We start from the raw sequence: 25,530 nt of genomic DNA on the forward strand, positions 1-25,530 counted from the left end.
TTAATTTGGGTATTCACATATCTAATATTTCTGTTCAAAAATTTTTAGATAAAAATTAAGCTTTATAGAGTGTGCTGAATTATTTGTGGAATTTAAATTGATAAATTTATCCGATGACTACACGCCCTAATACTCTGTAAAAGTGAGAGTAAAGATTGTATACGTCCCTGGATAACGAGTTCTAAGTATCAAAAATACTGATACTTAGAACTCTGTTTATGAGATGGTCTAATATAGATAAAAATTATTGCTGTGGGATGCAATAAATAGAAAATTGTGTGGGTTATTATTGAGAATTTTAACATTATTTTGGAAGGAATGGTAATATGTCAGAACTTAGTTGCAGAAAAGCATTAGATAATATATTGTCTTATGCACCTGCTAAAACACTTCAGGAAATACAGCAGGAGCTTGGACTTAGCAATATTTTAAGACTCTCAGCAAATGAAAATACTATGGGTCCATCACCTTTAGCATTAAAAGCAATTGAAGAAGGATTAAAGGGAGTATATCTTTATCCAGATGGACAATGCACTGAACTTAGAAAAAAATTAGCTTATACTTATAACCTTGATGAAGAAAAGATAATTTTTGGTAACGGATCCTTTGAATTGATTAATCTAGTAGCAGAAGGATTTATTAATCCGGGAGATGAATCAGTAATACCTATACCAACATTTGGATGGTATAAGGTTGTAACTTTGGCTATGAATGGGGTTCCTGTTGAGATTCCTATAAAAAATCACACAATAGATTTAAATGAAGTAAAAGAAAAAATAAATGATAGAACTAAAGTCATATGGCTGTGCAATCCAAATAATCCAACAGGAACTATGTTCAATAAAGAGGCTTTGATAAGTTTTCTAGATTCAATACCTAAAAATATATTAGTAGTACTAGATGAAGCTTATTATGAATTTGTTACTAATGAAGCATATCCTCAGACGGCTTCATTGGTGGATAAATATTCTAATATAATAGTACTGAGAACTTTTTCTAAAGTTTATGGATTGGCTGCACTTAGGATAGGCTATGGTATTGCAAATAAAAAGCTGATTGGCGAATTAAATAAAATAAGATTGCCTATAAATGTCAATGGATTGGCGCAAGCAGCTGCTATAGGTAGTTTAGAGGATCAGAATCACAGAGATGCATGTGTTTCAAATAATAATAAAGGCAAAGAATTTTTTTACAAAGAGTTTGATGAAATAGGTCTTGAATATATACCAACAGAGACTAATTTTGTTATGGTTAATGTCTACGAGGATAGTACTGAAATATCGAATAAAATTTTAAAAAAAGGTATTGCTGTTCGTGCTGGCATTGAATACAATATGCCAACTTGGCTTAGAATTACAATTGGAAAACCAAAAGAAAATCAGCTATTAATTGAAGAATTAAAGGTGGCTTTAAAAAATTTTGAGAGGGTGATATAATGATAAAAATTAAAGCACCAGAAGCTTATATTAATGAAGAAAATATTTTGGGACAGAGTGGAAAGTATGTTTCAGAATTTGGAAAACATGCTTTAATTATTGGAGGTAAAACAGCTTTAGAGTCAGTAGGAGAGGACTTTTTTAAAAGTTTCAGAGATGAGAAAATTAAATATGAAATTGAAGAATTTCATGGCTATTGTTCTTTTGAAAATATAGATAAATACTCTGATCTGTCTACTAAATTAGGGGTGGATATAATTGTAGGTATTGGAGGAGGTAAAGTACTAGATTTAGTAAAGGCTGTTGGAGAAAAGGCAGATTTACCTGTAATAACAGTTCCAACTATTGCTGCAACCTGCGCGGCATGGTCAGCTTTATCTGTAATATATAATGATATTGGTGAACATACAGATTATGTACTGTTAGAAAAATCACCAAAGCTAGTACTAGCTGATACAAATATAATATCAAAGGCTCCTGCTAGATATTTAAATGCAGGTATTGGTGACACTATTGCAAAATGGTATGAAGCTGCACCACATTTAGCTGAGAGTAGTGATATTACTTTGAAAATTGGTTTACAAACGGCAAAATTGGCACTTAATATATTAGAAAATTACGCCAACGAATTGCAGATAGAATCTAAGGAAAGCTATATAAAAAATCAATATAAAGATGTAATTGATTCTATCATAATTTTAGCCGGCTTAGTTGGAAGTATAAACGGCGGGAAGCATAGGGCAGCTATAGGGCATGCCGTTCATAATGGCTTAACTTATATTTCTGATACCAAGGGAACTTTACATGGAGAAAAAGTTATTTTTGGAGTAATTGTACAGTTTATTTTAGAGGGGAAAAGTGAAAAAGAAATAATAAATTTTATTGATCTGCTTAATAAATTGGAATTGCCGGTTACTTTAGCACAGCTGGGGATAAAGGATAACGTTGATGATAAAATATTAACTATTGCTAACAGTGTTAACTTTAACTCCGATGAATTAGATAATTTAAATTTTCAGGTTAATAAAGAGTTAATTAGAAAGGCAATAATTAGAGCTGATGAGCTTGGAAGAGATAGTTTAAGTTTACAGGCTATAGTATAGAATTTTACTTTTACATATTGTGATTTAGTTAAATAAAATTTAATAAGATTCTTATTTAAATAAATTATTAATCTTCACTTAGCTTTATTTTGAGTGAAGATTTTGTTTTCTATTCTCGAATGGTTCCCTCTGCATTTATATCTTTGGGAGTAGGATTTTTAAATAAAAAGAATTTTTCACTTCACAATGCAAATTTTGATATTGATGAAAAGTCACTTCCTATTGGAGCAGCACTTCTTGCCAATACAGCAGTAAATTTTTTAAATAGATATTAAATTTAATGAATGTAGTATTATATAAAACATAACCAACATTTTTATAAAAAATTAATTATAATTAAAAAAATATTTGACAATATATTTGTTTAGTTTTATAATTTAAATTAAACAAATATGAATACTTGGTAATTCTTTTGTATACAGTTGACTAGAAAAACTAGAGACTATATTTACTTTTATTATGTTCTTTAAAGTAAATAATAGTCTTTTTTTATTGTATTTATAGATACTTTAATCAGCAATTGAAATTATATTTTAGTCTTTACTTACAATAATACATAGTATTCATATTGAAATAATTTATAAACTTATACATGAAATGGGGGAATATTAAAGTGAGTGAAATATCAAATGGAGCAATAGAATATATAGAGCAGTCAAAGCTAGGATGGCTTATCACTGTGGGAGAAGATAAAAGGCCATATATAAGACCTATGGGAGCATTCTTCAATGATGGCTTGAATTTATATTTTTTAACTGCAAAGCAAACTGAGAAAGTTAAACAAATAAATGCAAATCCAACTGTTACCTTTTACTTTGAAAATCCAGAACAATCTTATGACACTTTTAAAAGTGTGGCTGTTAGTGGAGAAGCAGTGGAGGTTTTAGAAGAAAATGAATTTAAGAAGGCTGTAGATGGTATAAGTATCCGTTATCCAGCAATAAAAGACAGTGTAGAAAATGGAAATATTAAAGATTCATCAATTTATAAGATAAATACCAATTTTATAAAGGCAGCAGATTATACTAAATCACCAAAAGAAGTATCTGAAAATATTTAATGTTATTAATTTTAAATAATTATTATAAAATAAAAAAATTCAGGAGGAATGTTTAAATGAGACAGGTAGCTATTTATGGAAAAGGTGGAATAGGTAAATCAACTACAACACAAAATTTAACATCAGGTCTTCATACAATGGGTAAGAAAATAATGGTAGTAGGTTGTGATCCTAAAGCGGATTCAACAAGATTACTATTAGGAGGACTAGCTCAAAAATCAGTTCTTGATACATTAAGAGAAGAAGGAGAAGACGTAGAATTAGATTCCATATTAAAAGATGGATATGGTGGAATCAGATGCGTTGAATCAGGCGGTCCAGAACCAGGAGTTGGATGTGCAGGAAGAGGAATAATAACTTCAATAAATATGCTAGAACAACTTGGAGCTTATACTGATGATTTAGATTACGTATTCTACGATGTACTTGGAGACGTTGTTTGTGGTGGATTCGCAATGCCAATAAGAGAAGGAAAAGCTCAAGAAATATACATAGTAGCAAGTGGAGAAATGATGGCTCTATATGCTGCTAACAACATTTCAAAAGGTATCCAAAAATATGCTAAGAGCGGTGGAGTTAGATTAGGTGGTATCATCTGTAACAGCAGAAAGGTTGCAAATGAATATGAACTACTTGATGCATTTGCTAAAGAACTTGGAAGTCAATTGATACACTTTGTGCCAAGAAGCCCAATGGTAACAAAAGCTGAAATAAACAAAAAGACAGTCATAGATTTTGATCCTAAATCTGAACAAGCTGATGAATACAGAGAATTGGCGAGAAAAATAGATGAAAATGAATTGTTTGTTATACCAAAGCCAATGACTCAGGAAAGATTAGAAGAAATATTAGTTCAATACGGTCTTAATGATCTATAAAAATGGTAATTTAACCTGACTAACTTGGCGTAAGTCTCCCACTTCTTCAAGTGGGAGCTCAACGCCAAGTAAGCCATGCATTTGCAGTTCTAAAATTCAGATGGGGTAAAAGAATCCCCACCTGAATTAAGAACTTGCTTCAATGCTTGCAGGTAACACTGCAAGCTAAGGTATTTTTAAAATATTTAAAATTCAGGGGGAAAATTTCATGGCAGTTAATTTAAAGGTATCTGCAGTACCAACAAGAGAAAATCGTTTGGGATCTGTAACAGGTTATAATGGTGATCTTCACGATATTGTAAATAAATCAAAATGTGGAGACTTAAAGAATAGAGATAGATGCTTCAGTCAATCCAGTTCTTGTAATGCAGGTTGTGCTCTAGGTCAACTTTCAGGCATAAGAGATGTGGCAATAATAAATCATGCTCCTTCTGGATGTACAGCTATGGCACCTAATACTGAAGTTACTAATAGACAGTTAGCCGCTAAAAGAGGAGTTGCAAATGCAACAGTTTTTGTAGGGACAGATATGAATGAAAAGGATACAGTGTTTGGCGGTGCAAGTAGTCTTAGTGAAATAGTAAAAGAAACCTATAACAGATATAAGCCAAAGGCAATTTTTATAGGTACATCTTGCTTAACTGGTATTATAGGGGAAAATGTGGACAGTGTTGTAGAAGATCTTAAAAAAGAAATACCAGTACCTATAGCTGCAGTACATTGTGAAGGCTTCAGGTCAAGAATATGGGCAACCGGTTTTGATGCTTCAGACCATGCAGTACTTACAAGTATTGTAAAGCCACCAGAAAAAAAAGTTAATGTGATAAATTTTAAAAACTTTTATGAGAGTGCAAGAGAGGAAATAACCGATATATTCTCAAATTTCGGTGTTAAACCTCTATTTTTATATCAAAATTCTACAGTTGAAGAACTTTCCCACATATCTGAATCTTTAGCTACTGTAAGCATATGTGGTGTACTAGGATCATATCTTGGAAATGGATTGGAAGAAAAATATGGAGTTCCATTTGTAAAGAGCATAAACCCACTGGGAGTTGCAGGCTTTGAAACCTGGCTTAGGGGTATAGGAAAGGTTATAAATAAAGAATCAGAGGTTGAAGCCTATATAGAGAAAGAAAGAGCTATATATTTACCTAAAATAGAAGAAGTCAAGAAAGAACTTAAGGGTCTTAGAGCTGTACTTGGAATGGGACCTGGCTATACTTATGAAGTATCCCGTGTACTTCAAGAGCTAGACATGGAAGTAGTATGGGCAGCATCTTGGCATCACGATAAAAAACATGATAATGGTGAACTGCCAGCAGCACTTAAATACTTAGATGAACATTCCCCGTATAATTTCAAAGTAAGTGTAGCAGATCAACAGAATTATGAAATACTCAACATATTAAATGAGTATAAACCTGATATATATTTCTCACGTCATCCGGGAACTACAGTATGGGCGATAAAACAGGGTGCATCTGCACTATGTGTTAATGATGAGTATATGATATTTGGATATAAAGGAACATTGGATTTTGCATACACAGTGCTTGATACAATAAAAAATAGAAGTTTTGAAAAGAATCTGGCAGCTAGAGTTAAATTACCTTACACAGAATGGTGGTACAATCAAGACAATTCACTGTTTATGACAAAGGAGGCAAAATAGTAAATGGCAAAAATATTAGATCAACCTAGGTATAAATGTGCTTTAACAGCTATGCAAACCGTACAATCAATTCCAGGGGCATTACCTATTTTACATTCAGGACCTGGATGTGGCCAAAAACTTGCAGGGGGAGCTGGGAGCTCTGGGCACTTTTCTCACAATATATTTCCTTGCACAAATATAAGTGAAAAAGAAGTAGTATTTGGTGGAGAGAAAAAGCTTAGAGAAACCATATCCAATGCACTTAAGGTTATAGATGCGGAATTATATGTGGTATTAACCAGTTGTACATCAGAAGTTATAGGTGATGATGCAGAAGAAATTGTTCGTTCTTTTAAAAGTACTGAGAAACCAGTAATATATGCCTCAACACCAGGCTTTAAAGGTAACAATTATCTTGGCAATGATTGGGTAATAAAAGCTATTATTGAACAATATTTAAAGCCAACGGATAAGAAGGTAAAGGGACTTGTCAATATATGGGCTGGAGTTCCATTACATGATCCATTCTGGCTTGGAAACTTAAGACAATTAGAGAAACTTGTGGCGGAGATTGGATTAATACCAAATACTATATTCGGCCACGACAGAGGTGTTAAAAATTTAGATAAGATACCAGAAGCGGAATTCAATCTTTTGGTAGCTCCTTGGGCAGGGATTGAAAATGTTGAACTTTTGAAAGAAAAGTTTGGTACACCTTATTTACATTATCCTACCCTTCCAATAGGTGCTACTGAAACTAGCAAGTTTTTACGTGCAGTAGGCGAATTTGCAGGGATAGATAAGCAAAAAGTTGAAGATGTTATTACAAAAAATGAAGAAGAATATTATTACTATATAGAGCGTTTTGCAGATGTATTTCTTGAAACCCGTGTAATGTCTAAAAGATTTGTGGTAGTATCAGATGCTCAGTATTCACTTGCGCTGACAAAATTTTTAGTTAATGATTTTGGGCTTTTCCCATCAAAGCAATATATAATTGATGATACTCCAGATAAATATAGAAAAAATATAGAAGGATATTTCAAAGAATTAAATTATGGAATAGAAGCAGAAGTAGCATTCTCCAGTGATGGATATCAAATACACAATGAAATAAAAAATACTGATTTTCATGGTTATCCATTGATTTTAGGTAGTTCTTGGGAAAAGAAGGTAGCTCAAGAAACTAAAGCACACTACCTATCAATTTCATGGCCTATTCAGGAAAGGCTTGTAATAAATAGTTCTTATGTAGGGTATGGTGGAGGACTTAAACTTTTGGAAGATATTTATTCAGTAGTTCTTACCAGATTTAATTAATATGTTTTAAAATCGAGGGGGAGTATTAAAAATGGCAAATGAAGAATTAAAATTTGATACATTAAAAATAAGAGGAGCCTATAATTCTGCTGAACATAATTATGCAGCTTCTGTGCCTATTTATGAAACAGCAGCTTTTGACTTAGGAAGCGCTGAAAGGGCAGGAAATTTATTTTCATTTTCTGAACCTGGATTTATTTATACTAGGGTAGGCAATCCTACTACTAATGTTTTGGAGCAAAGAGTAGCGGCATTAGATGGAGCTGCTGGTGCTGTGGCTGTTGGATCAGGAATGGCAGCAGTAACTTATACACTATTTAATGTAGCTGAGAATGGTGGAAGAATACTTACAACACCATATCTTTATGGAGGAACTATTGATAGCTTCAAAAAGATATACCCTAAATTTGGTGTTGACATAGATAAGTCAGAGAATTTTCACAATCCTGAAGAGCTTGCCAAAGATATCAAACCAGATACAAAAGCAATATTTGTAGAGAGTATAAGTAATCCTAATGCTGTTATAGCTGACTTGGAAGTACTGGCAAAAGTTGCTCATGATCATGATATTCCACTTATAGTTGATAATACTTTTGCAACTCCATATCTTCTTAATCCTATAAAATATGGCGCTGATATTGTTATCTATTCAGCTACAAAGGCTTTAGGAGGTCATGGAAATTCAATTGCAGGACTTATCTTAGAAAGTGGTAAATTTAACTGGGGAAATGGGAAGTTTCCACAATTTTCTGAGGAATTAGACTACACTTTAAGAGACTCAGAAGGAAAATCAAGAACCTTTTTAGATGTATTTCCTGAATTTCCTTTTACCTGGAGAATAAGAAAAAATTATCTTGCATATTTTGGTGCTGCTCTTAGTCCATTTAATTCTTATTTAACATTGATAGGAATTGAAACTCTTTCAGAGAGAATTCAAAAGCAAGTTGAAAATACTAAGAAAATAATTCATTATTTAGAAGACAATGATAAGGTTGAGTGGATTAAACATCCTTCTGCTAAGGATAATCCATATAAAGAACTTGCAGAAAAATATGTACCTAAAGGAGCAGGATCAATTTTTAGCTTTGGATTTAAGGGCACAGATGAAGAAATTAATAAATTTTTGAATGCAATAAAATTATTCAATTATCATACAAATGTTGGAGATGTAAGATCTCTTATTATTAATTCTCCAAAGACAACTCATGGGGAACTTACAAGAGAGGAACAGGAATTTTCAGATATAGCACCAAATACAATTAGAATATCTGTAGGATTAGAAGATCCTGAGGATCTTATTGCAGATTTGGACCAGGCATTTGAGGCAGCTTCAAAAAATAATTAAGTCAGTATGCTAGTCTATTTTGAATCCTACTGCGTCAACAGAACCCTCAGATAGCTCACTATCTTCGAAACCTGTTTCCTTGTTGGATTGAAAATATACGTTGCATCTTTGACTTGTTATTTATTTTCAGATGCCTAAAAAGGCATTTGAATAATGTTTTAATATTCTTTTACGAGGAGATGATTTAATGTCATATAAAGTTGCAATTGCCACTTCTGATGGTAAATTTGTTAATCAGCATTTTGGTAAAGCTACAAAATTTGAAATTTATGAAGTTGAAGATAAAAAATTCAATTTGTTAGAAGTTAGGGAAAATAGCCCTGCTTGCGGTGATAATGGTCATCAGGAAAATGCTATGTATGATAGCATAAATCTTTTATTGGATTGTAAAATAGTACTTATAAGTATGATAGGTGTGGGCCCGGACCAGGTATTATTTGATAAGGGTATACTCAGTTATGAAACTTCTGATTCCATAGAGAATGCCTTACAATATGTTTCTTCTAATATTGAAGGCAAATATTTTTAATATAAATAAATTCCGAGTAAATAGGTATGTATGATAAGGATTGGAGATGATAAAATGTCATACAAAATAGCAGTTGCCAGCAGTGATGGTAAAGATATAAATCAGCACTTTGGAAGGGCTGAACAGTTTTTTGTCTATGAAGTAGAAGATGACAAGAATTTTAAATTTGTAGAATTAAGAAGAGCCACAGATTTTCATAGTGAACATGAGGATCATGTAACTAAATTGAAAAATACTATAAAAGGATTAAATGGATGTAAGATTGTATTAGTGACACAAATAGGAGATGGTGCTTCTAGAATATTAAGAAGTAATGGAATAGAGGCTTTTGACGTAGAAGATTCAATAGAGAATGCTTTACCTAAATTGATTAAATACTATTCAACAGTTAACTTGTAATAAAATCATTTTACAAATATTAGTATAAAAATTATATTAATTACAATAAAATAGATTTGAAAAGTATGAATTGCATTTTAAGTTTAGTTCTAAAAAATGGAACTATAATTAATAAAATATTTAATTTAGTTGATTAGATATACTAAAGGCTAAGTTTAATCTTAAAAGATTAAACTTAGCCTTTAGTATTTTAATAATAGTGGGAATACAAACTCCAACTGAGTAAGATTCATTGATGAGGTGGTATATAAATGGCAGTAAATATATTAAAAAAGATCCGCAATGCAGATTCTGAAAAAGCATTTTTTTTCGAAGATTATGACGGAGTGAAAATATATACAAAAGTTTGGTATCCAAAAGAAAAAGATAATATAAAGGGAATTATTCAAATAGCACATGGTTTAGGGGAAACTACTGAGTATTATGAAGAATTTGCAAATTTTTTTAGAAGAAACGGATATGTAGTATATATTAATGAAGCATTAGGGCACGGTAGGACAGCAGGAAACATAGATGATTCAAATTATAAATATAATGCGGGTAATGCAGGGACAGATGGTTTAAATCACATGGCTGTAGATTTGAAAATATTAACTGAAAATATTAAAAAGAAATATCCTGATAAAAAGATTTTTCTTCTAGGTCATAGTTTAGGGTCTGTAATATCACAAATTTATGCTTATAAATATGGTGGTGGTATAAATGGCATTATATGCACTGGTGCAATAAGTGAATTAAATGAAGAAAGATTTGAATATTTATTACAGATAGCTAGAGAAGAAATAGAAAAACGTGGAAGACTTGAACCTTCAGTAGAAGTATTTAATGCTCTATTTGGAGATTTAAATGACAAATTTAAGCCTGCTAGAACAGAATTTGATTGGATAACCAGTGATGAAAAATTGCTTAAGGAATCATTAGAATCACCTTATGCTAATATACCCTTTAACGTTGGTTTTTATTTTGACTTCATTAATGCATTAAAAGATAGAAACGAAAAGAATAATATTGAAAAGATTCCAAAGGATTTACCAATATTTTTCCTGTCGGGCAGCGAGGATCCTCTTAGTGATAATGGTAATGGGATTAAAGAATTATTTAATATTTATAAAGAGCAAAGATTAAAAGATATATCTTTTAATATGTACGAAGGAAAAAGACACAGTATATTAAGAGAAACTAACAGAAATTTGGTGTTTAAAGATATACTTCATTGGATTGATAGTCACTAATTCTAATAATAAATAAACTATTGATAAAAAATAGTTTATTTATTATAATTAGCTTGTATTTAGTCGACGTCGACTAAATGTGAAAAGTTTTGAAAGAAGTGGTATTAGTGATTATGAAAAATGATACTGTTGCAGATACAAATTTTAAATTAAATAATTCTTTAGTTTTAGTCATGGCAATAACCTGTGGGGTTACAGTAGCAAATTTATACTATATACAACCTTTACTCTCTGAAATAGCCAGAGTTTTTGGAGTTAATGAAGTAAGTATAGGTTTTGTGGCTATGCTCACTCAAATAGGATACGCAGTTGGCATGTTCTTTTTACTTCCTTTGGCGGATATAAGAGAAAAAAGATTTATGATTGTTACATTATTAATATGTGCTGCTTGTTCACTTATGTTGATGTCTTATTCCTTTAATATAAAATTTGTGGCAATTGCATCTTTTGCTATTGGCTTCACTTCTGTAGTTCCTCAACTTATGGTACCACTTTCAGCAGAACTTGCAGATCCAAAAGTAAGAGGCAAAATAATTGGTACAGTCTTTAGTGGATTATTAATAGGAATATTATTATCCCGTACCTTCAGCGGAATTGTAGGAGAACATTTTGGATGGAGAGTAGTTTATTTTATTGCTTCAATAATGATGTTGATTTTAGCTGTTACTGTAAAGTTGTTAGTGCCTATATGTAAGCCTACTTCAAAATTAAAATATGGTCAATTAATGAAATCAATGGGAACACTAGTGAAAACTCAACCTGTTTTAAGAGAAGCTGCTTTTAATGGAGCTATGATGTTTGCTGCATTTAGTATACTTTGGACATCACTTACTTTTTTATTAGAAAGTTCACATTATCATATGGGTGCAGAGGTTGCTGGATTATTTGGATTAGTTGGAATTGCAGGAGCCTTAGCTTCACCGTCTGTAGGTAGAATAGCAGACAAGAAGAGTCCTAAATTTACTATTGGAATAGCGATAATTATTACAATAATAGCATATATATTTTTCTTAGTTTTTGGGTTTAAAATTTGGGGATTAATTATTGGAGTTATATTGCTTGATTTGGGAGTTCAGTCCTGTCAGGTATCCAATCAGGCTAGAATACAAGCATTAGATGGAAAGGCTCGGAATAGAATTAATACGGTGTTTATGGTTTCCTATTTCATAGGAGGGGCTTTAGGATCTTTCTTTAGTTCATATAGCTATTTACATTTTGGATGGATTGGAGTATGTTTATTGGGATTGATTACGCAAGTTGCTGCACTTATTGGTTATAAACTTGGTAAAACAAAGTAAGGCACATTTAAATAAATAACTGGTCAATATGCTAGAATCTTTGACTTACTATTTATTTTCATATGCCTAAATCAAAGGAGATAAAGCAGAGATATGGATAAATTCATAATAAAAAAAACACAATCTTATTATGAACAGGCTTATAATAGCATTAAACAGATGATTTTTAATGGTACATTTAAAAATGGTGAATATATTTGTGAAACAAAGATTGCTGAACAATTTGAGACCAGTAGAAGTCCTGTAAGAGAAGCCATAAGAAGTTTAGAAATGGAAGGACTATTAATAAAAGATGGTAGAAAATTTAAAGTATATGAACCAACAAAAGAAGATATGCAGCAAATTTTTGAATGTCGTGAAGGTTTAGAATTTGTTGCAGTAAAACTGGCTACAGAAAGAGCTTCAAATGATGAGCTGGAGAAGATTGAAAATGCTTTATTTCAGGTTGAAAATGAAATAAAAAAGCCTAATTATAAATTAGACACTGGAATAATTTTATTGAATACAAAATTTCATGATTTAATTTTAGAATATAGCAAAAACATTCGTATTAAAAATCAATTGGATAACTTAAAATCTTTAGTTTATTTTTATAGAATAATAACTTTAAATGAAAAAAATAGATATGAGGAAATATATGAACAACATCTAGAAATTTTTAGGCTTATGAAAGAAAGAAATTCACAAAAGGCAGCAGAATGTATGTTTAGACATATAGAATGCGATATAGAGCATGTTAGAATGTTAATAGATAATTGATTTACAATTTTATTAATATTGACAAAATGATTTATTGGATTTATAATAAAAACTAAATAAATTTAATGGTGGGAAAATTTCCATATACAGTTAACTAGACAAACTAGAGACTATATTTGCTTCTATATATTTGAAGTAAATAATAGTCTTTTTTATTTTTCTATTTAAATATCAATACAACAATGATGAATATTAACATTAATACTTTAAAATTACTAGTAGTTTACTGTGTTACTAGTAAAATTTAAGCTAATTATTGATTTTTAAAATAATCAACTAGTGTTTAATGGTTAGGGATAAGCAGTGCCAACAAGAGAAAATCGTTTGGGATCTGTAACAGGTTGTAATGGTGATCTTCACGATATTGTGAAGAAATCAAAAGGAATATAAAAAAATTATTTATAAATAATAAAAAACTATAGAATTTATGTATGTAATATGATATTATAAAAAACAAATATGAATAGTAGGTTATAATGTAAAATTTTAGGGGGGAAATAAATATGTCAAAAATAGCAAAAAAATTAGTTGATTTAATTGGAAATACACCATTGTTAGAACTTTCAAATTATAATGCTCACAAGGGATTGGAAGCTGAAGTTATTGCTAAATTAGAGTATTTTAATCCAGCAGGAAGTGTAAAAGATAGAATTGGATATGCTATGATAAAAGACGCGGAAGAAAAGGGCCTAATAAATAAAGACACGGTTATAATTGAACCTACAAGTGGTAATACAGGAATAGGACTTGCTTTTGTGGCAGCTTCAAAAGGATACAGACTTATACTGGCTATGCCTGAGACAATGACTTTGGAGAGAAGAAATCTTCTCAAAGCGCTTGGTGCAGAGTTAGTTTTAACACCAGGGCCAGAAGGAATGAAAGGTGCCATTAAAAAGGCTGAAGAATTGGCAAAGGAAAATCCAAATTCTTTTATACCACAACAATTTAAGAATCCAAATAATCCTGAGATTCACAAAAAGACTACTGCTGAAGAGATTTGGAAAGATACAGATGGACAAGTAGATATTTTTATAGCTGGGGTCGGTACAGGTGGTACTGTTAGTGGTGTAGGTGCAGCATTAAAAAGTAAAAACCCTAATATAAAGATTATTGCTGTTGAACCATTTGATTCGCCAGTTTTATCTGGTGGAAAACCAGGACCACACAAAATTCAAGGTATTGGAGCAGGATTTATTCCAGATACATTTAATTCTGAAGTTATAGACGAAATATTTCAGGTAAAAAATGAAGAAGCTACTGAAACTGCAAGAGAATTGGCAAAAAATGAAGGCTTATTGGTAGGTATATCTTCAGGTGCAGCTACCTTTGCAGCAACACAAATTGCAAAGAGACCAGAAAACAAAGGAAAGCAGATAGTGGTATTGTTACCCGATACTGGTGAAAGATATTTATCAACACCTTTATTTCAATAACCTTATTATGATAAAGTGGAATTAAAATTATATATTTCACAATAATAGCTAACTTAACCTTCGCGCCACTAAAAACTATATTTTAAGCTATAAGAATTGTCTCTAAAGGCTTATTTAAAGCAAATTTAGGACAATTCTATTTTTATAGATTTTTTTATCATATTAAGTATTAAATCAAACTTACTCTTATTTTAGACACATAGGTCGGTAATTTTATATTTTGCTTTTATTTATTATAAAAATTTTTCTCACAAATTTCATCTTGTATTGTATTTATTCAAATAAACTACTAACTGCTTCATGGGCATTGATTCTACGATAGTATTGCAGAAATACATAAGAAATAAGGCTCCTAGTTACATATTAATTATAATTAAGATATTTGACAAAATAGTTTTTTAGTTTTATAATTTAAATTAAACAAATATGAATACTTGGTATTGTGTGCGCTGTTGACTAGAAAAACTAGAGACTATATTTACTTTTATTATATATGTAAAGTAAATGTTAGTCTTTTTTTATTACATTTTATTATGTTAATATACCTGATATTCATATTTAAATAGTTAAATAGCGTTCTATAAAATGAAATAAGATATCAACTAGAATATTGGTAGGATTAGAGGATCATCGGGATCTTATTGACGATTTAGATCAGGTATTTAATAGGGTATTTGAATAATGGTCTTATAAAATTATTATATTTTATGGGGAGGGATTTAATGTCATATAAAGTTGCTATTGCTACTTCTAATGGTAAATTTGTAAATCAGAATTTTGATAAAGCTACACAATTTGCAATTTATGAAGTTGAAGATAAAAAATTTAATTTATTAGAAGTTAGAGAAAATAATCATATATGCAATGATAGTGAGCAGCAGAAAAATTCCATGTACGAGACTATAAATTTTCTACTAGATTGCAAAGTTGTGCTTATAAGTATGATAGCTGTGGAGCCAGAGAATGTATTATTCCATAAAGGCATAATTACCTATGAAACATCTGATGCCATAGATGATGTTTTGCAATATGTTTCTTCTAATATTGAGGAGAAATATTTTTAACATAAATAAAGGTTCTACGTTAAAATGTGCGCTTGACTTTTATAACTTGTTTATCATACTGATTTTTTCAATAAAATAAAGTCTAAAAATTATATGATATTTAATGTCCAGCACACATTCTGATGATGACTCTAAATAAATTTCAAGTAAATAAATATACATTATGTGAATGGAGATGTAATAAAATGTCATATAAAATAGCAGTTGCTAGTAGTGATGGTAAAGATATAAATCAACATTTTGGAAGCGCTGAGCAGTTCTTTGTTTATAAAGTGGAAGATAATAATAATTTTAAATTTGTAGAATTAAGAAAAGCAATAGATTTTCATAGTAAGCATGAGGATCATGTTTCTAAATTAAAAAATACTATAAAAGGATTAAGTGGATGTAAGTTTGTATTAGTGACACAAATAGGTGATGGTGCTTTAAGAATATTAAGAAGTAATGGAATAGAGGTCTTTGATGTAGAAGATTCTATAGAAAATGCTTTAAATAAAGTGATTAAATACTATTCAACTATTAATACACAATAAAGTATTTGACAAATAGCGGTAGAAAAATCATAATAATTTCAATAAAACAAATTTGAATAATAAGAATTGTTTTTTGAATTTAGTTCTTAAAAATGGTGAATATATTTGTGAAACAAAAATTGCTGAACAATTTGAGACTAGTAGAAGCCCTGTAAGAGAAGCTATAAGAAGTTTAGCAATGAAATGATTATTAAATAAAAGATGGTAGAAAATTTAAAGTATATGAACCGGCAAAAGAGGATATGCAGCAAATTTTTGAAATCTTTAGTTTATTTTTATAGAATAATAAACTTAAATGAAAAAATAGGTGTGAGGAAATATATGAACAGCACCTAGAAATTTTTAAGCTCATGGAAGAAAGAAATTCACAAAAGGCAGCGGAATATATGTTTAAACATATAGAATGAGATATAGAGCATGTTAGAATGTTAATAGATTAGCATTTTATTATTATTGACAAAATCATATTTATATGGTAAAAATATATATAAGAAATTTTTATTTTAATTAAATACCTATTTTTCTTATATGTTTAGTAAAAAGACCCTGTTATAGTACTATCAAAATAAATTTATATTATAAAATAATAATTAATTAATCTCATCAAGAGAAGCAGAGGGACTGGCCCGATGAAGCTTCGGCAACCTTCATATGTGTAATTAGAAAGGTGCCAAATCCTGCAGTTGAATGTTTAACGGTAGATGAGAGAGGGTATATGAAATATAAGACCTCTTTCAATATGAAGGAGGTCTCTATTTATGTATTGAGTAACAAGAAAGTTAATAAATAATTTTAAATTTTTTATATTTTTAGGGGGGTAAATAATTTTGGAAAATATAAATAATGTAAGTAGATTATATAAAGATACGAATACGGTTTCTCAAGTAAATTTAGAAAAAATACTAAAATTGTTAAATGATATAAAATATGGTTCTATAACATTAGTCATTCAGAATGGAGTTCTCATACAAATAGAAACGAATGAAAAAATAAGACTTAAATAAACATTTCATAATTTTTTTTGCCTATAATACTCATATAAGTTCTTGATAAATACTTACTATAAATATTAAATTTGGTTTTTAATATATTATTATATTATTTTTAAAAGGCTCATCATCAGAATGAGTGCTTGATATTAAATATTATATAATTTTTACATTTTATTTTATTGAAAAAATCAGCGTAATAAACAAGTTATAAAAGTTAACTGTGCATTTTAACGTAGAACCTTTTAAAAAGTATATAATTTTCGAAAATTTATTTTTGTAGGTGAAATATTTATGAATTCTAATAAATATCTATACTGTTAATGTTAAATATTGGATATAATAACATTTTTGTTATAAGAATGGTTATATATTTAATATAAAATATTTAAATGATGTAAATAAGTTGACCAGAAATACTGGAGGCTAAGTTTTATTATAAGAGATAAAACTTAGCCTTCTATTTGTAATATAGAATTTTTTTAGAATATAATAAGATAATAGGAGGGGGAATAAATTGGATAAATTTCCAACAAAAGATAAAATAATACTAGGATTTATAATATTAAATATAATATCTGGTACATCTGGAGGAATACTGCAAATGGTTATACCACTTTATTCGTTAAGCATTAATGCCAGTACTGCTCAAATAGGAATAATAAAAGGAGTTTCGGGTCTTGGTATGTTGCTTTTAGTATTACCATCAGGTTTTCTCATAGATTATTATGGTTCAAGAAAATTATATATAGTTGGAAGTGTTATAGGTGCTATTATTATTTTTACTTTTTCTTTCATAAAATTACCTATTTTCTTGATAATTGGTATGGGTATTCAAGGGTTTACAAATTCATTGAGATTTACTTCTTTAAATGCTGCATTTTTCAAAAATCTAAAAACAATAGGAAAGAAAAAATCTGGGTGGTATAAAGGTTCTATGTCTATAGGATTAACTTTTATAGGACCATTTATAGGAGGATATATAGTGCAAAATATAAGTTATAAATGGATATTTGTATTAATTGGAATGATGATTTTAATTCCAAGTTTAATTCTTTATATACTAAGTGATAAAAGCATAAAATCTAAACCTGAAAATTTAATCCAAATTTTCAAAGAACAATATTATGATTTAAAATTACTTTTAAGAAATAATATTATTAAGCAAACAGCGCTGGTAGAAAGCATATCCACTGCTTGTTTTTCAACATTTGTAACTTTTATTATTGTTCTTGTGGTTTCTAATTACCATCTTAAATCTATTTATGCCTCTTGGCTTATAATTATGGAAGGTAGTGCATTTATAATTACTGTATTTTTAGGTGGGCATCTTTTATATAAGTTTAAGGCATCAACTCTTTATTTAGAAAGTTTCATTTTAGTTATTGTAGGAACGTTAATAGTAGTTTTTCAACAAAGTATAACATTTATAGCATTAGGAACTATTATTATGGGATTGGGATTAGGAATGACTAATTTAATTACTTATTCTAGAGTAGGTGAAATTGAGGGTAAAAAGGGAAAAATTTCGGGGCTATTTGCTGCATGCACTGGTATTGGAGCAAGCTTAGGACCTACAATTGGCGGGTTTATAGGACAGAGGTTTAGTATTAAATTTGTATTTTTAATATATGTACCATTATTTGTTTTGCTGGGATTTTACATTATATTTAAGGATTTAAAAATGACAAAAAAATCTTATGAAATTGAAAACTGTAATTAAGTAAATAATAAGTATTCAAAATAATGCAATCTATTTAGGTAATCTAATAAAATAGATATATGTAGACTACTATCAATATAATGAAGGAGGGTTTTTGTTATGTGTTGAAGATTACATCAGTTTTTAATGAATATTTTTAATTTGCATAAATTTGGGGGGATAAATTATTGTGGGGAATGTAAAAAATATAAGCAGATTGCATAAAAATAATAACACTAATTCTCAAGAATATATTAGAATTATATTAGAAACGCTAAAAGATATCAGTTATGGTTCTGTAAAATTAGTACTTCAAGATGGAGTTCTTATACAAGTAGAAACCAATGAAAAGATAAGGCTTAAATAATTTAATAGCAATTTTACAATTGAAATAGTATGTAAAAATTTTTAACACTTGTTAGAAAAATATATGTATGATGATTATAGGTGGAGTAAATATGTTGACTAGGACCACTAGAGACTAAGTTTTACTAAAAAAGGTGAACTTAGTTTTTTTTATGTATTAAATTTAAACTATAGGAGAGATTTAAATGAGTGATTTGAAAAAGAAACTTTATCATGAACTAGAAATAAAGGTTGCAGCAACGGTTGAAGGTGTTAATGTTGATCCTAAGATATTCAAAAATTTAGAATTGGGAGACAAGTATCAAGAGCAAGTTCATTGCCTATTTGAAAGGGATCATGAGCAGCATGTTGGTACTAAGCTGCCTTTTGCCTATAAGTCACCTAATGGATTAGATATACCTTTTAGATGGGATAGAAGATCAGCATACTCCATTAAATTTGAGGATGGAGATTATTACTTATATTATAAGGAAAATAAATTATTTGAAACTCAGTTTTTAAAGAGGCCAAAGTACTATGGATTAAAAACATCAGATGGTACACCAATGTCTACCGTTGGTATGTATCAAACTGGAGGGTCCATATCTGTTGCATATAGTAATGAGTGTGCATTAAAAGATAAGGGTGAAGATTGTTTGTTTTGCAACATAAATGCCACAAAAGATGCTTATGGCGAAGCTGAAGGAATATATTGGAAGTATCCTAAGCAGATAGCTGAAACTTATGCAGCAGGACTTAGAGAAGGAGCTACCCGTTTAAATATAACTGGTGGTTTTATACCTGAGCGAAGGGAAATAGATTATTATATAGATGTGGCAGAAGCTGTAAAGGAACTTACAGGTCTTGAAAATTTTAATGGAACTGCAGTGATAGGAGCACCTTTGGATTTTGAAGTTATAGAGAAATATAAAGAAGCAGGTTTTAATACAATAGCCATGAATCTAGAAATATGGGACAAAAATATATATAATACTATTTGCCCTGGGAAAGTAAAGCAATGTGGAGGATGGAATAACTGGGTAAAAGCATTAGAAAATGCAGCGCATGTATTCGGATATGGAAAGGTAAGATCAAATCTAGTTGCAGGGATCGAACCTAAGCAGTCTATTTTAGAAGGTGTAGAATATCTTGCATCAAAAGGAGTAATATGCTTTGCAGCACCTTGGTGCCCAAATCCTGGGTCAGCATTAGAGGGGCATCGTACTCCAGAAGCAGAATGGCATTTTGATTTAAACAAGAAGGTAGCAGCTATCCATAAGAAAGCAGGTTTTACGTATAAACAATTGTGTGATGTTTCAGCTCCAATAGGGATAGTACATGATATTTATAAGATAGAAGATGGTTTATTATCTGTATTTAATTAATGTAATTATGACAAAATACATTAAAATCTAATATGTGTTTTGCTTTCTATTATTTTTTGATAAATATAAGTAATGGTATTGAATTTATTTATATATTGACATATAAATAAATATACTTTATAATTTTAGAAAACATATATGAATACTATAAATTGGTTGACCAAAAAATTTGGAGGCTAAATTTTATTTTTATTGCAAAAATAAAATTTAGTTTTTTTTGTTTTCTAATGTAAAAATATTGTAGTTATAGAGAGAGGAGTATAAGCTGTGGAAAAAATACAGTATTAAGTATCTATAGAAAAAAGAGAAGTTTACTTTGCTGTAGTTTCCATTGAAGATAGTATAAAAGACAAATTAAATATGTACAAAAATTTATAGCACTAAAAAAATTAATATTTTATATGGAGTTGATTAAAAATGTCTGAGATTAAAAATAAATTGTATAAAGAATTAGAACTAAAAAACAAGGTGAGTATCGAAGGAATAAATGCTAATTTGTCAATATTTAAGCATCTAGATTTAGGTGGTAAGTATCAACAGCAAATTCACACATTGTTTGAAATGGATCATGAAACTCATGAAGATGTGGATTTGCCTTGTGGTTTTACTTCTCCTAATGGATTGAGATATGCTTTTAATTTAGATACAAGATCAAAATATTCTATAGAATATGAAAATGGAAGATATTATTTACTATATAAAGGAAATCAATTATTCCCAATAGATTTTCATGAAAAGCCAAAATATTATGATTTAAATACCTCTGATGGAACTCTTATGTCACATGTAGCAACTTATTCTCAGGGTGGTTCTATTTCTGTTGCTTATAGTAATGAATGTTCTTTAAAGGATAGAGGATTAGATTGTTTATTTTGTAATGCAAATTCCACAAAAGATACCTATGGTGAAAAGGAAAATATAAAATTTAAAAATCCAAAACAAATAGGTGAAACTGTAGCTGCGGCTTACAAAGAAGGGGCAAGACATCTGACATTAACAGGTGGATTTATACCTGAACGAAGAGAAGTAGACTATTATATAGACGTTGCTGATGAAATTAAAGAGCATACTGGTTTAGAAGACTTTAATGGTACAGCAGTTATAGGAGCCCCTCTTGATTTAGAGGTTATTGATAAGTACAAAGAAGCTGGTTTTAGAACTATAGCTATGAATATTGAAATTTGGGATAAAAATATTTTTAAAACTATTTGTCCAGGTAAAGTTGAAGTTTGTGGTGGTTGGGAGCATTGGAATAAGGCATTGGATTATGCAGTTAAAGTGTTTGGCTATGGACATGTAAGATGTGGATTTGTCGCTGGTATTGAACCTAAAAAATCTACATTGGAAGGCGTTGAGGCCTTAGCAGCCAAGGGAATAATTAGTCTTACAGGAGCTTGGAATCCTAATCCAGGATCAAAACTGCAAGGACACAGAACACCTGAATCTGAATGGCACTTTGATATGGCATTGAAATGCTTTGATATATTCAGAAAAGCAGGATTTACATATGAAAATTATTTTGATATTGCTCCTTTTCCAGATTTTCTAATACATGATTTATATAGAATTGAAGAAGAATTATTACCTATTTTTAAAGAAAAGGAAAGAGTTGTTTAATTATACTGCAAATTTTAAGTAATCAATGGGAGTTGATAATAGTGAAAAAGCTAGTTCTTTTAATCAATATAATATTTATAGTTACTTTAGTATTAGTCGGATGTGGAGATAAAGCGAAAAGTAATAATTCAAAATCAGCAAATAATAGCTCAGCATCATCCATATCAGCGGATAAGCATACAGCAACTACTGTAAAAATTGGATATGTGGATAGCGGAAAAAGTTTTCCATCTGGTCTTTTGGGGATTGCACAGGAAAAAGGTTATATAACTAATGAACTCAATAAGATAGGTGTAAAAGTTGAATTGGTTCCTTTTGTTGGGGCTGGTCCAGCAATAAATGAAGCACTTGCTAGTAAGAGTATAGATCTTGGATCTCTAGGAGATGTGCCTGCATTATTGGGGAAAAGTGCTGGTATAAATACAGAATTAATTGCATCAGGAGGTCTTAACACTGATGCGGCATTAGTTGTACCAGCAGATTCAAAAATTACTTCTATAAAAGAATTAAAAGGTAAAAGAATTGCAACTATGAAAGGCTCTTTTATGCATAGAACTCTTCTTGAAATGTTAAAGGCAAATGGTATGACTGCAAATGATATTCAATTTATAAATATGACCGCACCAGATGCTGAAACAGCAATTATAAGCAAAACTGTTGATGCTACAGTAAATCCAGCTGCAAATGCACAAAGGCTTGTCCTAAAAAAATACGGGAAAATAATTTTAGATTCTACAAAAAATCCAGAATGGAAAGGAGCTGGTGGATTAATAGCAAGAACAGATTTTTCTAAGGATAATCCAGGAATTTTAGTTGCTATTATAAAAGGTTTAAATGAAGCCAAAAAGTTTGAAGATGCTAACCCAGATGAGGCGAAACAAATATGGGTAAAGAGTGGAACTACAAAAGAAATATTTGATTTAGTGTATCCAGATAATAAATTTGGAGACGATTTGCAAATTGGCTCGGAATTCACTAAACGTTTTGATTTAGTAAATAAATTTCTTGTTGATAATAAATTATCTAAGAGTAGTGTTGACATCAATAAGTGGATAAATAAAAAATATCTTGAAGAAGCTATTAAAAAATAATGTATTAAATAATATATTTTACTCTACGATTAGCCGATGTAATATTGAATTTTCTAAAAATACAATCGGCGTCATGCTTTTCATGGAGCTAGTAGAGATATAAACTTCTATTAAGTAAGATTCATCCGTAAGAGGCTACTTGAATTAAAGTTATTAAAAAGGAAGGATATTTATGTATGATTTAAAAAATGAGTTAAAGAAAAAGCTTTATGATGAGCTAAAAATAAAAAATAAAGTTAGCGTAGAAGGAGTTAACTTCAACACTGAAATATTTAAGAATCTTGATTTAGGGGGAATATATCAAGAACAGATTCATGGTCAATCTGAAAGTGATCATGAGACACATGTTGGAATAGAATTTCCATGTGGATATAATACACCAAATGGTTTCAGAATAGGTCTTAAATGGGATAGAAAATCTCAATACAAAATTGAGTATGATGGCAGCAGATATTTCCTTACTGACAGAGGACATGAAATTTTCCCTATTGAGTTCTTTAAACGTCCTAAATATTATAATCTTCATACTTCAGATGGAGTAGAAATGTCTCATGTAGGAAACTTTACTCAAAGTGGTACAGTACATGTCACATATAGTAATGAATGTTCCTTAAAAGATCAAGGACAAGATTGCTTATTTTGCAATGTTAATGCCACTAAGGATGTATATGGAGAAAAAGAAAATCATAAGTGGAAATATCCAAAGCAGATTGCAGAAACGGTTAAAGCAGCCTATGATGAGGGAGTTGCAAATCATCTTAATCTTACAGGAGGATTTATTGCAGAGCGTAGGGAAGTAGATTATTATATTGACGTAGCAGAAGCAGTTAAAGAATATACTGGTCTAAAGGATTTTAACGGTACAGCAGTTATAGGGGCACCACTTGATTTGGAAGTTATAGAGCACTATAAAGAGGTTGGTTATAGAACAATCGCAATCAATATTGAAGTTTGGGATAAAAATCTATTTAAAGCTATTTGTCCTGGTAAGGATATTCAATGTGGTGGCTGGGAAAACTGGGTAAAAGCAATTGAATATGCAAGAGAAGTATTTGGATTTGGTCGTGCAAGGACTGGTATTGTTGCGGGTCTTGAACCCAAAAACGCCACACTTGAGGGAGTTGAATACTTTGTGTCTAAAGGTATACCTGTATTAACTGGTGCATGGAATCCAAATCCAGGTTCAGGACTTGAAGGTCATCGTACACCTGAGCCGGAATGGCACTGGGATATGGCAAAAAAGACTTTTGATATTTATAGAAAATATGGTATTACATTTGAACATATAGCTGACAGTGCACCATCTTCTGATTTTTTAGTTGCAGATTTTTATAAAATAGAAAATGGACTTCTACCTGTATTTAACAAATTTAAATTAGAAGGAGCGATCAAATGAATACGCAGATTTTGAATTCAAGAAGTGCAGTTAATAAAAAAAAATTAATAAAAAAACAAACTAAAGTGAAGTATAATTTCAAAAATATAAAAAGATTTACTATTGGTGCACTTCTACCTATTTTCATAATGGTAATATGGGAGATTGTTGCATCGTTAAATATTTTACCAGTAGCAATACTTCCAACTATACAGAGTGTTTTTGAGGCATTTTTAGCTCAAATAGAAAATGGACAGTTATTAACCGATGTTAGTATAAGCTTAATTAGAGTTATGGAAGGTTATTTTTTTGCGGTTATCATTGGAATATTTTTTGGAGTAATAATGGGAGTTTCTTTTAAAGCTAATAATATTTTTTCATTGCTTTTTACAACAATTAGGCAGGTACCTACTATGGCTTGGATACCTTTAATTATTCTTTGGTGTGGAATTGGTGAGACATCTAAAATTGTAATAATTGCCAAGGCAGCTTTTTTTCCAATACTTTTAAACACCATAAGTGGTATAAAAAATACACCTAAAGGTTATTTAGAAGTAGCTCAGCTTAATAATGTCAGTAAATTAGATTTATATAGAAAGGTATATTTCCCGGCAGCATTACCTTCTATATTTACAGGATTAAGACTTGGACTTGGTATTGCCTGGGGAATGGTGGTAGCAGCAGAAATAATTGCTTCAAGCTCTGGTATTGGATACAGAATAAATGACTCAAGAAGTTTGATGCAATCTGATATTATGATTTCAGATATGATAGTAATTGGAGTTATAGGTGCATTTATGGACTTTGTTTTAAGAAGAATTTCAAAACATTTTTCAAAATGGCAGGCATCAGAAGTATAAACTTTTAATAAAGTTAAAGAATAGCGGTAATGTTATTTGATGTCTTTATACAAATGTTATATTTTAGATTATTTTTATAGCCGAGGTTAATTTTTTTCAAGATTATTTTCGTTAATTTAT

Annotated in this window: 25 protein-coding genes and 1 riboswitch; all 25 genes read left to right on the forward strand. The window is 30.1% G+C overall.

Annotated features, from left to right (window positions below; translation table 11 throughout):
- Positions 1-326 precede the first annotated feature (326 nt).
- Positions 327-1,436 (forward strand): histidinol-phosphate transaminase, encoded by a 1,110-nt coding sequence (gene hisC, locus ABF633_RS07365; protein WP_415523014.1) that lies wholly within the window; start codon positions 327-329, stop codon positions 1,434-1,436.
- Complete coding sequence (locus ABF633_RS07370; protein ID WP_415523015.1) at positions 1,436-2,539, forward strand: iron-containing alcohol dehydrogenase family protein; 1,104 nt, start codon at positions 1,436-1,438, stop codon at positions 2,537-2,539. Before hisC ends, ABF633_RS07370 begins: the two co-directional genes overlap by 1 nt.
- 89 nt (positions 2,540-2,628) lie before the next feature.
- Positions 2,629-2,814: a hypothetical protein gene (locus ABF633_RS07375; RefSeq protein WP_415523016.1), complete on the forward strand. Its 186-nt coding sequence runs from the start codon at positions 2,629-2,631 to the stop codon at positions 2,812-2,814.
- 338 nt (positions 2,815-3,152) lie between these two features.
- Positions 3,153-3,599, forward strand: coding sequence for a pyridoxamine 5'-phosphate oxidase family protein (locus ABF633_RS07380; RefSeq protein WP_415523018.1), 447 nt, complete (start codon positions 3,153-3,155; stop codon positions 3,597-3,599).
- A 56-nt stretch (positions 3,600-3,655) separates the two neighbouring features.
- The gene (gene nifH / locus ABF633_RS07385) at positions 3,656-4,477 is read left to right on the forward strand and encodes a nitrogenase iron protein (protein WP_415523019.1); all 822 of its coding nucleotides are present in this window, start codon (positions 3,656-3,658) and stop codon (positions 4,475-4,477) included.
- 208 nt (positions 4,478-4,685) lie between these two features.
- Positions 4,686-6,152: a nitrogenase component 1 gene (locus ABF633_RS07390; RefSeq protein ID WP_415523020.1), complete on the forward strand. Its 1,467-nt coding sequence runs from the start codon at positions 4,686-4,688 to the stop codon at positions 6,150-6,152.
- A gap of 3 nt (positions 6,153-6,155) precedes the next feature.
- The gene (locus ABF633_RS07395; protein WP_415523021.1) at positions 6,156-7,454 is read left to right on the forward strand and encodes a nitrogenase component 1; all 1,299 of its coding nucleotides are present in this window, start codon (positions 6,156-6,158) and stop codon (positions 7,452-7,454) included.
- 31 nt (positions 7,455-7,485) lie between these two features.
- Entirely contained in the window at positions 7,486-8,799 is a 1,314-nt protein-coding gene (locus ABF633_RS07400) for an O-acetylhomoserine aminocarboxypropyltransferase/cysteine synthase family protein (RefSeq protein ID WP_415523022.1), read from the forward strand.
- Between the two features lie 187 nt (positions 8,800-8,986).
- Positions 8,987-9,328 (forward strand): NifB/NifX family molybdenum-iron cluster-binding protein, encoded by a 342-nt coding sequence (locus ABF633_RS07405; RefSeq protein ID WP_415523023.1) that lies wholly within the window; start codon positions 8,987-8,989, stop codon positions 9,326-9,328.
- A 54-nt stretch (positions 9,329-9,382) separates the two neighbouring features.
- Complete coding sequence (locus ABF633_RS07410; RefSeq protein WP_415523024.1) at positions 9,383-9,727, forward strand: NifB/NifX family molybdenum-iron cluster-binding protein; 345 nt, start codon at positions 9,383-9,385, stop codon at positions 9,725-9,727.
- Between the two features lie 251 nt (positions 9,728-9,978).
- Positions 9,979-10,959: an alpha/beta fold hydrolase gene (locus ABF633_RS07415; RefSeq protein WP_415523025.1), complete on the forward strand. Its 981-nt coding sequence runs from the start codon at positions 9,979-9,981 to the stop codon at positions 10,957-10,959.
- A 113-nt stretch (positions 10,960-11,072) separates the two neighbouring features.
- Complete coding sequence (locus ABF633_RS07420; RefSeq protein ID WP_415523026.1) at positions 11,073-12,257, forward strand: MFS transporter; 1,185 nt, start codon at positions 11,073-11,075, stop codon at positions 12,255-12,257.
- 93 nt (positions 12,258-12,350) lie between these two features.
- Entirely contained in the window at positions 12,351-13,016 is a 666-nt protein-coding gene (locus ABF633_RS07425; protein WP_415523027.1) for a GntR family transcriptional regulator, read from the forward strand.
- A 503-nt stretch (positions 13,017-13,519) separates the two neighbouring features.
- Entirely contained in the window at positions 13,520-14,449 is a 930-nt protein-coding gene (gene cysK / locus ABF633_RS07430) for a cysteine synthase A (RefSeq protein WP_415523028.1), read from the forward strand.
- Between the two features lie 722 nt (positions 14,450-15,171).
- Entirely contained in the window at positions 15,172-15,513 is a 342-nt protein-coding gene (locus ABF633_RS07435; RefSeq protein ID WP_415523029.1) for a NifB/NifX family molybdenum-iron cluster-binding protein, read from the forward strand.
- Positions 15,514-15,698: 185 nt separating this feature from the next.
- Positions 15,699-16,046, forward strand: a complete 348-nt coding sequence (locus tag ABF633_RS07440; RefSeq protein WP_415523030.1) for a NifB/NifX family molybdenum-iron cluster-binding protein — start codon at positions 15,699-15,701, stop codon at positions 16,044-16,046.
- Positions 16,047-16,119: 73 nt separating this feature from the next.
- Positions 16,120-16,233 (forward strand): GntR family transcriptional regulator, encoded by a 114-nt coding sequence (locus tag ABF633_RS07445; protein WP_415523032.1) that lies wholly within the window; start codon positions 16,120-16,122, stop codon positions 16,231-16,233.
- Positions 16,234-16,643: 410 nt separating this feature from the next.
- A riboswitch (SAM riboswitch) is annotated at positions 16,644-16,754 on the forward strand.
- Between the two features lie 119 nt (positions 16,755-16,873).
- The gene (locus tag ABF633_RS07450; RefSeq protein WP_415523033.1) at positions 16,874-17,050 is read left to right on the forward strand and encodes a YezD family protein; all 177 of its coding nucleotides are present in this window, start codon (positions 16,874-16,876) and stop codon (positions 17,048-17,050) included.
- 502 nt (positions 17,051-17,552) lie between these two features.
- Positions 17,553-18,758 (forward strand): MFS transporter, encoded by a 1,206-nt coding sequence (locus tag ABF633_RS07455; RefSeq protein WP_415523034.1) that lies wholly within the window; start codon positions 17,553-17,555, stop codon positions 18,756-18,758.
- 169 nt (positions 18,759-18,927) lie between these two features.
- Positions 18,928-19,104, forward strand: a complete 177-nt coding sequence (locus tag ABF633_RS07460; RefSeq protein ID WP_415523035.1) for a YezD family protein — start codon at positions 18,928-18,930, stop codon at positions 19,102-19,104.
- A gap of 184 nt (positions 19,105-19,288) precedes the next feature.
- Positions 19,289-20,467 carry a radical SAM protein gene (locus ABF633_RS07465; protein WP_415523036.1) on the forward strand — a complete coding sequence of 393 codons (1,179 nt, stop codon included), beginning with the start codon at positions 19,289-19,291 and terminating at the stop codon, positions 20,465-20,467.
- 417 nt (positions 20,468-20,884) lie between these two features.
- Complete coding sequence (locus ABF633_RS07470; protein ID WP_415523037.1) at positions 20,885-22,084, forward strand: radical SAM protein; 1,200 nt, start codon at positions 20,885-20,887, stop codon at positions 22,082-22,084.
- A gap of 41 nt (positions 22,085-22,125) precedes the next feature.
- The gene (locus ABF633_RS07475) at positions 22,126-23,175 is read left to right on the forward strand and encodes an aliphatic sulfonate ABC transporter substrate-binding protein (protein WP_415523038.1); all 1,050 of its coding nucleotides are present in this window, start codon (positions 22,126-22,128) and stop codon (positions 23,173-23,175) included.
- Between the two features lie 172 nt (positions 23,176-23,347).
- On the forward strand, positions 23,348-24,571 hold the full coding sequence (locus tag ABF633_RS07480; protein ID WP_415523039.1) for a radical SAM protein: 1,224 nt from the start codon (positions 23,348-23,350) through the stop codon (positions 24,569-24,571).
- Positions 24,568-25,410 carry an ABC transporter permease gene (locus tag ABF633_RS07485; protein ID WP_415523041.1) on the forward strand — a complete coding sequence of 281 codons (843 nt, stop codon included), beginning with the start codon at positions 24,568-24,570 and terminating at the stop codon, positions 25,408-25,410. Before ABF633_RS07480 ends, ABF633_RS07485 begins: the two co-directional genes overlap by 4 nt.
- Positions 25,411-25,530: the final 120 nt, after the last annotated feature.

This window comes from Clostridium sp., assembly GCF_047718555.1.
Taxonomy (GTDB): Bacteria; Bacillota; Clostridia; order Clostridiales; family Clostridiaceae; genus Clostridium_I.